This window comes from Catonella sp. (assembly GCF_052169795.1).
In the GTDB taxonomy this organism is placed as follows: Bacteria; Bacillota; Clostridia; order Lachnospirales; family Lachnospiraceae; genus Catonella.
Map to the genome: position 1 here is coordinate 1 of NZ_JBQNBU010000083.1, position 8,501 is coordinate 8,501.

Below are 8,501 nucleotides of genomic sequence, written 5' to 3' on the forward strand. Positions count from 1 at the left end.
GCTAAGGGTGTACAGTTTATGGCAGATAATGCGGCACCTTATCATTTCCATTGTTTAGAAGGTAAAGACAGAGCCGGCTATATGGCAGTATTCTTAGAGTCACTTATGGGAGCTACCAAGGAAGAAATCATAGATGACTATATGAAGAGCTATGAGAATTATTATAAGGTAACAAAGGATTCCAAGCAGTATGAGTATATCAAAAATGATGTGATTACTATGATGGAATCTATAGCCGGAGGCAAGGATTTATCAGTAGAGAAGCTTACAAAGGGAGCTGAGGATATGCTTCTTGCAAATGGTGTAAAGGCTGAAGATATAGCTAAACTTAAAGAAAAACTTAGTGGAAGTAAAACTGCGTTTGTAGATGGTTTTAAAGTAGCAGCATAAAATTCTTCTAAAAACTTAATAAGTAAAATTAATTTGAAAAGGGTCTCACGATGAGGCTCTTTTCTTTTTACATTTGTGCCATATGTCATTGAAAAGAGGTTATAAATGCTGATATAATTTAAATATAAGGCATTAAAAAGGACATTTGACATATTTTATAAAAAGAGAGGGGTTATGGAAATATGAATGTTATTGCAGCTAATATTGTGATATTCATAGGTTGTACACTTATGGTGATAACGGGATATATTAAAGATGAAAAGAAAATGTTGAGGGTGCAGGATGGTCAGATGGTATTTCTGGCAATTGGAAATCTCATCTTAAAGGGGTATTCAGGCTTTATTATAAGTGTGCTTGCTTTAATTAAAAATGAGATTTATTTGGCTAAAAAGCTTAATGGTTTAGCAAAGGCTTTGATTGTGCTGGTTGCAGTAGTTATGACATTTATATTTAATAATAAGGGACTGGTAGGGTGGTTTCCTGCTGTAACTATGGCTGCTTTTACTTATCTTCTTGGTATAGGTGGAGCTCTTGGATTTAAAATAGTAATCGGAGTGGCAGAAATAGGCTGGGCTATATATGACTATAGCTGTGGAAACTATGTTGGAACAGCTTTTGATATATTTACTATTATCAGTTGCGCCATAGGTGTTATGAGAGTTATGAAGAATGACAGGGAGAGAAATAAAAATATTCATAATTTGGTATAAGTACTTGCAAGTATGGAAAAGTATGTTATAATAAGGTTGCGTACAATTAAATTGTTTTCTAAATAAAATTGGAGGTGTACAATGAGCAAAAGAGCATTACTTATATGGGCGATTGTATGGATTATTCTGGGCATTTTAGTAGCCTTATCTACAGCGAAGGAGCTTATGGCAAATCCGGATGCTAATTATATCTTTGCAGCAGGTCTTACTTTGTACTGTTTTTATAATGGAATCAGAGGAATTAAAAGGTTTGTAAACAAAGATGATGGTAATGAAACTGATGAAAATGGAGAAACAAGCTGTAGCGGTGGCTGAATGTGGAAATTGTAAAGGCAAGATTTGCCTTATAATAAAATGATATTTGAAACTTTATCCCCATCTTTGACACTTGCAACAATCAAAAAGGCTCTAAACCCCTTTATAATCAGGGTTTTAGAGCCTTTCTATGTGCGAAAAAATGTAGCTATTTTTCTTCTTTTTTAATCAAAGTTAAAATTTTTTTTATATTTCTGTTTGATACAATCTCCAAGTCGGTTCTAAAATCTGAAATTTCATGTAAAGCATCTGTAAGGTCTGTTCTTTCATAAACAGGAATGCAGCCATCCCCCGGGGATATCATCATATTCATATTTCTAAGGGTTTGTATGATTTCATGACATGAGAAGTTTGTTTTAGGAAACTTCTTTTTCAGCAAGGGTAAGTTTTTTCACATATTCCTTTGCCTATTTAATAGGATCCATATCACCTGCACAAGCTTTTAACTCTTCGATGGAACCGAGACACTCTACGGTTTTGGTGGTGGATTTATCATTAATCCATATAGATTTTTGTACATAATAGGTAGGGGAATTTTTAGAGCCAGACTTTGTAAGTTTTATAGTATTACACCTCCACCTGCTATTATAGAACATATAGCTGCATAAAATTCAAAAATTTTTGACAAAAAAATAAGCCATAATTGGCTTAGATAAAGGGTTATAGAGTTTTGGAGCTAAAAGGAAGTGTCAAATTTCCGAGTTTAAAACTATTTTATATTTATGAATATTATGAAGCACACGGTTATAATAAAAATAAGATGATTTTTATTATAATAGTAGCAATTTTACTAACACTTAACTTGATGATATTGACAATCATTATTATTTGTGCTATATTTTTTTATTCTAGATAGAATATCTAATAGAGTAATAAGGAAAGGTGGATGTATAATATGAGGATTTGTATATGGGGATATACCCACACTAAGAAATATAAGCTGAGAGAAAGATAATAATTTATAAATCATTGGAGGATATGTCATGAATATTAATATGAAAGTTGTAAGCATTATGTCTTTATTAGCATTGTCATTAACTATATCAGGTTGTTCTAATGTGAAAAGTAATGATAAAAGCACCATGTCTTCATCTAAAAGCAATATGGTCATGAGCAAAACAAGTAATGATAATGAAAAAAATGTAGTCTTAGAGAACTTTGGCGTGACAACTACTTATGATAAGGTGCCGGAGAGAATAGTTCCTCTTAGCTATGATGCTGCCCAAATTCTTGTGGCACTTGGATTAGAGGATAAAATAGTTGGTGTTGCAACAGCTGAAGGAAGCTATGAAGATTGCTTACCAGAATATCAGGATAAACTTGCTAAGTTAAAAGTAATTGTGAAAGGGACTCCTACATTTGAAGTTTTGTTGGCCGAAAAGCCAGATTTTGTTTATGCTACAGTATACAGTTTTGGGAAATATGGAGTAGCTCCAGTAGAAGATTTTCAGAAGGAAAAAATCAATTTTTATTGTATAATATGGAACATATTCGGCAGAACCTAAATTTTCTGATATATATAAGGATATAGAAGATCTAGGCAGAATATTCAAAAAAGAAGATGAAGCTGCCAAATTAATAAAAAATCTAAAGGCAAGAGAAGAAGCTCTTAAAGCGAATGTAAAGCAAACTGATGTTAAGATTATGGCTTTTGATAGTGGAGATAAGGCGGCGTTGACATCGGGAAAGGGAATTGAAGATGAAATGATAAAGCTTGCAGGGGGTAACAATATATTTGGTGACCTTAATAATGCATTTGAAGAAGTAAGTTTTGAAGAAGTTGCTAAAAGAAATCCGGATATCATTATAATTCATAGCTATGATGTTGGTGATACGACAGGAACCACAGAAGAAAAGATAGAAAGCCTTAAGAAAAATCCGGCACTTGAAAATGTAACTGCAATTAAAAATAATAATTTTGTTGTTGTTAAGCTTGTTGAAGTTTTTCCTGGGTTACAAATATTTAATGCTGCTGAAAGACTTAGCAAAAATATAATTGAACTAGCAAAATAAATTGTTTTAAGGGGGATAGATATTTGAAAAATTATAAAAAAGTTTCTTTAGTGATATTTGTATTAATAATTATATCTATCCCCTTGTCTACATTTTTGGGATCGGCAGATTTAGGTTTTAGAGAGGTGATAGAAGTATATAAATATCATTTTTTTTCGACAACTTTAGAAGATATGAGCTTAAACAGTATAGTTTGGAATGTAAGACTGCCGAGAATACTTGTAGCCATAGCTGTTGGTGGTGGCTTGGCTATGACAGGTTCTATCATGCAGGCAATTACAGGAAATATTATGGCTGAACCGTACACATTGGGAATCCAATCCGGAGCTGGTATGTTTGCGGCTTTATCCATCGCATTTTGGGGTAAAATACCAATTCTTGGTACGTTAAGTACCAATTTGATGGCATTTATCGGAGCAATGTTTTCTATGGTCATAGTATATTTCATAGCTTCTAAAGAAAGGGGATATTCTAATTCCAAACTTGTTCTAACAGGAATATCAATTTCAATGTTATGTAGTGCTATTACACAGCTTATAATATCATTTGCACCAGATAATTCAAAGGTTCGTGGGATAGTTTTTTGGATGATGGGCGGACTTGGAGGAGTGCATTGGGAAGATGTACCTTTCGCTGTGATTGCGGTTATTATTGGATTCATTGTTGCCATTATTCTTGCAGAACAGTTAAATATCATTTCAATGGGTAAAGAAACAGCGGTCATATTAGGAGTTAAAGTAAAGCGATTAGATAAGATACTGTTAATTACAGTTTCTATGGTTGTTGGAGTGCTTGTATCAATAAGTGGAAGTATTGGTTTTGTAGGTCTTATAATACCGCATATAACAAGAAAAATTACAGGAGCAAACCATAAAGCGTTGCTTCCTGTAACTTCGTTGTTGGGAGCTTTTTTTCTTCTTTGGGCAGATACAGTGTCAAGAGTGATATTTGCACCAAGAGAGCTTGCAATAGGAGTGCTTACTTCTCTTATAGGAGTTCCATTTTTCTTATACATTATGAAGAAAGAAATAAGGTGATTTATGGGAGTTATTGATATAAGAGATTTATCTTATTATATAGGGGAAGCCAAAATATGTAAGAATATAAGTATAAGTTTTAATGAAAATAAGTTTACAGGAATAATTGGTCCTAATGGAAGTGGTAAAAGCACATTACTTAAACAAATATATAGGGTATTAGAACCAAATATTGGCACAATCTATCTTAAAAACATTAATATAGATAATATAAATTCTAAGGAATTTGCAAAAATGATTGCTGTATTACCACAGGAAAATAATAGTGATTTTGACTATACTGTTGCTGATGTAATATTGATGGGCAGATTTCCTTATCATAATATATTTAACACAAATAGTTTATATGAAGAAGACTATAAGTTATTAAAAGAATGCATTAGCCTCGTTGGATTAACTGGCAGTGAGAAAAGGATTTTCAGGACATTGTCAGGAGGAGAAAAACAAAGAGTATTACTTGCAAGAGCCTTGATTACTAAAAGCAATATTCTTATTTTAGATGAGGTTACTAATCATTTGGATATAGGATATCAGTACAAAATACTAGAAATATTAAGAGGATTGGGACTAACTATAATAGCAGCAATTCATGATCTTAACTTAGCTATGAAATTTTGTGATGAAGTAGTTCTTATAAATAAAGGAGAAATCCTTGTAGCAGGCAGCCCTAAGGAAATAATAACAGAAAAAATATTGAAAGATATATTTAAAATAAATGCTAAAATTATAAGTGATGAAGAAAAGACTGTAGTAGACTATATAAGTTCCTGCTATTAGGGGGTGATTTTATTTTTATCAATAAAGCATTAATTGCATTTTTAAAAGGTTCAGAGAGTAAAGTAAAAAAAGCCATCTTGCTTCAGCTGATAATTACCATATTTTCATCAGCAGTTTCAGTCTGCTTAAGCATTTTAATAAATGAAATGTTAAAATCTATGCAGATTACAGCTGTTCCTGTATTTTACTTCATAGCTTTAATAATATTTTTGCTTATAGGAATCAAACTCTTATACAAACTGAATGTTAAGATAGTAAATGAAGCAGGAGTAAACATTAAGGACAATGTAAGGACAAAGATACTTACAAAGCTTTTCCTGCTTGGGCCTGAGTATGCAGATACCATCCGCACAGGCACGCTCACATCTACATTTACAGCCAGAGTAGAATGGCTTATGAACTACTATACAAGATATCTGCCGGTCATAGTGAGCGCAGTCTTAAATGCAGGTATCTTCATTATATTTTTATTCTATATAGATATTTATGTGGGTATTGTTTCGCTTATTTCAGTAATAATGATGCTTGTAATTCCTATGGTGTTTTTCAAACTTATGAAGGAAAAAGGAAAGAAAGAATGGGAAGAACATGCTAATTATTATAGTGAGTGCTTAGACGGCATTCAGGGCATGGTGAGCTTAAAGGCATTTAACGCTGATGCAAAATATGTAAGAGATGTTAAGGCCCATGGAGAAAATTTTAGAAAAGCAGTTATGGATCATCTTAAGGTGACCATCATAGAAGGTACTTTTTCAGAGTTTTTCCTAAGAGTCGGCACAGCTCTTACCATAGCTATAATGGGGCTTAGGTGTGCCTATGGCTACATAGATAAAAATTTCCTTATTTACGCATTCTTTATCATAGGAGCTACATTTTCGCCTATGCTAAGTCTTATAAATGCCTGGCATCTGGGCTTTCAGGGAGTGTCAGGCTCGTATTCTTTAAGTGAATTTCTGGAAACAAAAAGCGATAACCTTATGGAAAATGCTCTTATTAAAAATGAGCTTAAAAACAGGAAAGAACTGGAAGTTTCCTTAAATGAAAATGCTGTTAAAGAGAATAAAATAGACGATGTGAAGCTAAGCTTTGATAAGATAAGCTTCAGATATAAGGGAGCAGATAAAGACACCTTAAAAGATATTTCGTTTGAACTTCATAAAGGCAAAGCTATAGCTCTGGTAGGTCCTTCAGGCGGAGGCAAGTCAACCATAGCAGGGCTTCTTATGGGATTTTACAGGGCTGATAATGGAGAAGTTTTGTTAAATGGAACGAAACTTACCAATGAGACAGTAGCGTTTTTTAATGACAATATATCGGCAGTGTGGCAGGACAACCATTTATTCTATGGAAGCATCTATGACAATATAAAGATGGGCAAGCCTTCTGCCACAGACGAAGAAATATTTGAAGCTTCTAAAAAAGCGATGATTTATGACCTGATTATGTCACTTCCAAATGGCTACGATACAAGTGTAGATGAGCTTGGCAGCAGATTTTCAACAGGAGAAAGGCAGAGGATAGCTATTGCAAGGGCTTTACTAAAAGATGCGCCTATAATTATTTTTGATGAGGCAACCTCTGCCCTAGACAGGGAAAATGAAAAATATATAGCAGAAACCCTTAGCGGACTAAAGTCTGATAAGGCAATGCTTATGATAGCACACAGGCTGTCGACTATCAGTATGGCTGATGAAATATTAGTGATAGAAGAGGGTAGTATTATAGACAGAGGCAGCAGTTCTTACTTAGAAGAAAACTGTGAGATTTACAGAAGGCTGGTAAAGGGGGGGTAAATAATTATGGGGAAGATGAGATATGTAGTCCAGCTTTCAAAATATATAAAGAATTACAGGTTAAGTGTAATTTTTAGCATAATTGTTCATGCCTTATACAAGGTAGTGCCCATACTCTTAAGCTTTGAAACGGCTTTAATTGTATCAAAGGGAATAGCAGGTACTCTAACTAACCCTCAGACACATTTTTTAATCGTGCTTGCAATGGTAGTAAGCATGGCTGTGTTAAATTATCTTGATATCTATGTGGCACATGATGTGGCATACAGGATACTTACTGCTCTCAGAGGAATATCTTATGAGAAGATAGCAAACCTTGCACCAGCAGGGCTTGAAGGGGAGAAAAGCGGAGACATAATGAGCGTGGTACTTGAAGATGTGGAAATCTTAGAGTGGTTCTATGCGCATTCTTTAATACAGATATTTGTGGCGGCAGTCCTGCCCATCATCTCATTTATTGCAATAGGATTCTTCTCGCTAGGCCTTTCATTAATTTTAATTATATTTTCAGCCCTCATCCTCCTTGTTTCTAGTAAGAAGAATGAAAAGGCTGATGAGTATGGAAGCAAAACCCAGTCAAAGCTTGGCGAATTAAATGCTGTTATTATAGATGGAATACAGGGCTTAAAGGAAATCATTACCTTTGGCGGGCATAAGGGATATTTTAACAAGATGTATAAGTACAATGATGCTTATAATGAGGCTTATTTTAACTATGCAAAGGAAGCAGTAAAAGAAGTTACCAATACGAACTTAATTATAGGCATATCGTCAGTGATTTCAGCTATTGCAAGCGTGTATTTTGCTGCAAGAGGGGAATATTCTGTCGAATTTGTGCTCCCTCTCATTGCTATTTCAAGTATGGTTTATAGTCCTCTTAGTGAAATGCTGATGATGAAAAGCAATTATGGAAGAATATTTGCGGCAGCAAGGAGAGTGTTTGACTTCCTTAATGAAGATGAGCCTGTAATAAACAGCGGCACTAAAACTTTTAAAGATGTAATGGGAAGTACAGATAAGAAGTTAGAGTTTAATTCAGTAAGATTTTCTTACAAAGACAAGGTGACAGGCGATAAAAATGAAGTAATTAAGGATGTTTCATTTATGGCAGAAGAAGGAAAGACTGTCGTTTTAGTAGGCACTTCAGGCTCAGGCAAATCCACATTAATCAAGCTTTTACAGAGGTTCTGGGATGTGGATGGAGGAAGTATTTTAATAAATGGAGTGAATATAAAGGACATAAAGATAGAGGAACTTAGAAAGCTAATATCTGCCATTCCGCAGGATGTATATTTATTTAATAAGAGCATAGAAGATAACCTGAGGCTTGCAAAAGAAGGTGCAAGCGAAGGTGAGATAGAGACAGCCCTTAAAAATGCCCATATTATGGATTTAGTAAACAGGCTTCCAAATGGAAGCAAGACAGTCATAGGGGAAAGAGGCGCTGCTCTTTCAGGTGGTGAAAA

General features: G+C 34.2%; 9 protein-coding genes and 1 pseudogene. 9 read left to right on the forward strand and 1 reads right to left on the reverse strand.

The genetic code is table 11. The features are described 5' to 3' along the window. From ACTTKP_RS09920 to ACTTKP_RS09930, 3 genes are all read left to right on the forward strand, one after another. On the forward strand, window positions 1-390 hold a 390-nt coding region (locus ACTTKP_RS09920), incomplete at its 5' end, for a tyrosine-protein phosphatase (protein ID WP_442553747.1). A gap of 182 nt (window positions 391-572) precedes the next feature. Then, window positions 573-1,100, forward strand: coding sequence for a YgjV family protein (locus tag ACTTKP_RS09925; protein WP_442553748.1), 528 nt, complete (start codon window positions 573-575; stop codon window positions 1,098-1,100). Between the two features lie 81 nt (window positions 1,101-1,181). Next, complete coding sequence (locus tag ACTTKP_RS09930) at window positions 1,182-1,415, forward strand: hypothetical protein (protein ID WP_442553749.1); 234 nt, start codon at window positions 1,182-1,184, stop codon at window positions 1,413-1,415. Between the two features lie 148 nt (window positions 1,416-1,563). Here ACTTKP_RS09930 and ACTTKP_RS09935 read toward each other — a convergent pair. Beyond that, window positions 1,564-1,770: pseudogene (locus ACTTKP_RS09935) on the reverse strand (IS1634 family transposase); the annotation flags it as partial. 628 nt (window positions 1,771-2,398) lie between these two features. On the opposite strand from ACTTKP_RS09935, the gene ACTTKP_RS09940 reads away from it, so the two are divergent. The 6 genes from ACTTKP_RS09940 to ACTTKP_RS09965 form a co-directional block, all read left to right on the forward strand. After that, window positions 2,399-2,920 (forward strand): ABC transporter substrate-binding protein, encoded by a 522-nt coding sequence (locus tag ACTTKP_RS09940; RefSeq protein ID WP_442553750.1) that lies wholly within the window; start codon window positions 2,399-2,401, stop codon window positions 2,918-2,920. Window positions 2,921-2,930: 10 nt separating this feature from the next. Beyond that, entirely contained in the window at window positions 2,931-3,428 is a 498-nt protein-coding gene (locus ACTTKP_RS09945) for an ABC transporter substrate-binding protein (RefSeq protein WP_442553755.1), read from the forward strand. A gap of 23 nt (window positions 3,429-3,451) precedes the next feature. Then, window positions 3,452-4,465: a FecCD family ABC transporter permease gene (locus ACTTKP_RS09950; protein ID WP_442553751.1), complete on the forward strand. Its 1,014-nt coding sequence runs from the start codon at window positions 3,452-3,454 to the stop codon at window positions 4,463-4,465. A 3-nt stretch (window positions 4,466-4,468) separates the two neighbouring features. After that, window positions 4,469-5,242, forward strand: a complete 774-nt coding sequence (locus tag ACTTKP_RS09955; protein ID WP_442553752.1) for an ABC transporter ATP-binding protein — start codon at window positions 4,469-4,471, stop codon at window positions 5,240-5,242. Between the two features lie 77 nt (window positions 5,243-5,319). Further along, window positions 5,320-7,035: an ABC transporter ATP-binding protein/permease gene (locus tag ACTTKP_RS09960; RefSeq protein ID WP_442553753.1), complete on the forward strand. Its 1,716-nt coding sequence runs from the start codon at window positions 5,320-5,322 to the stop codon at window positions 7,033-7,035. 6 nt (window positions 7,036-7,041) lie between these two features. Continuing rightward, window positions 7,042-8,501: ABC transporter ATP-binding protein (locus ACTTKP_RS09965; RefSeq protein ID WP_442553754.1), on the forward strand; the 1,460-nt coding region annotated here is incomplete at its 3' end.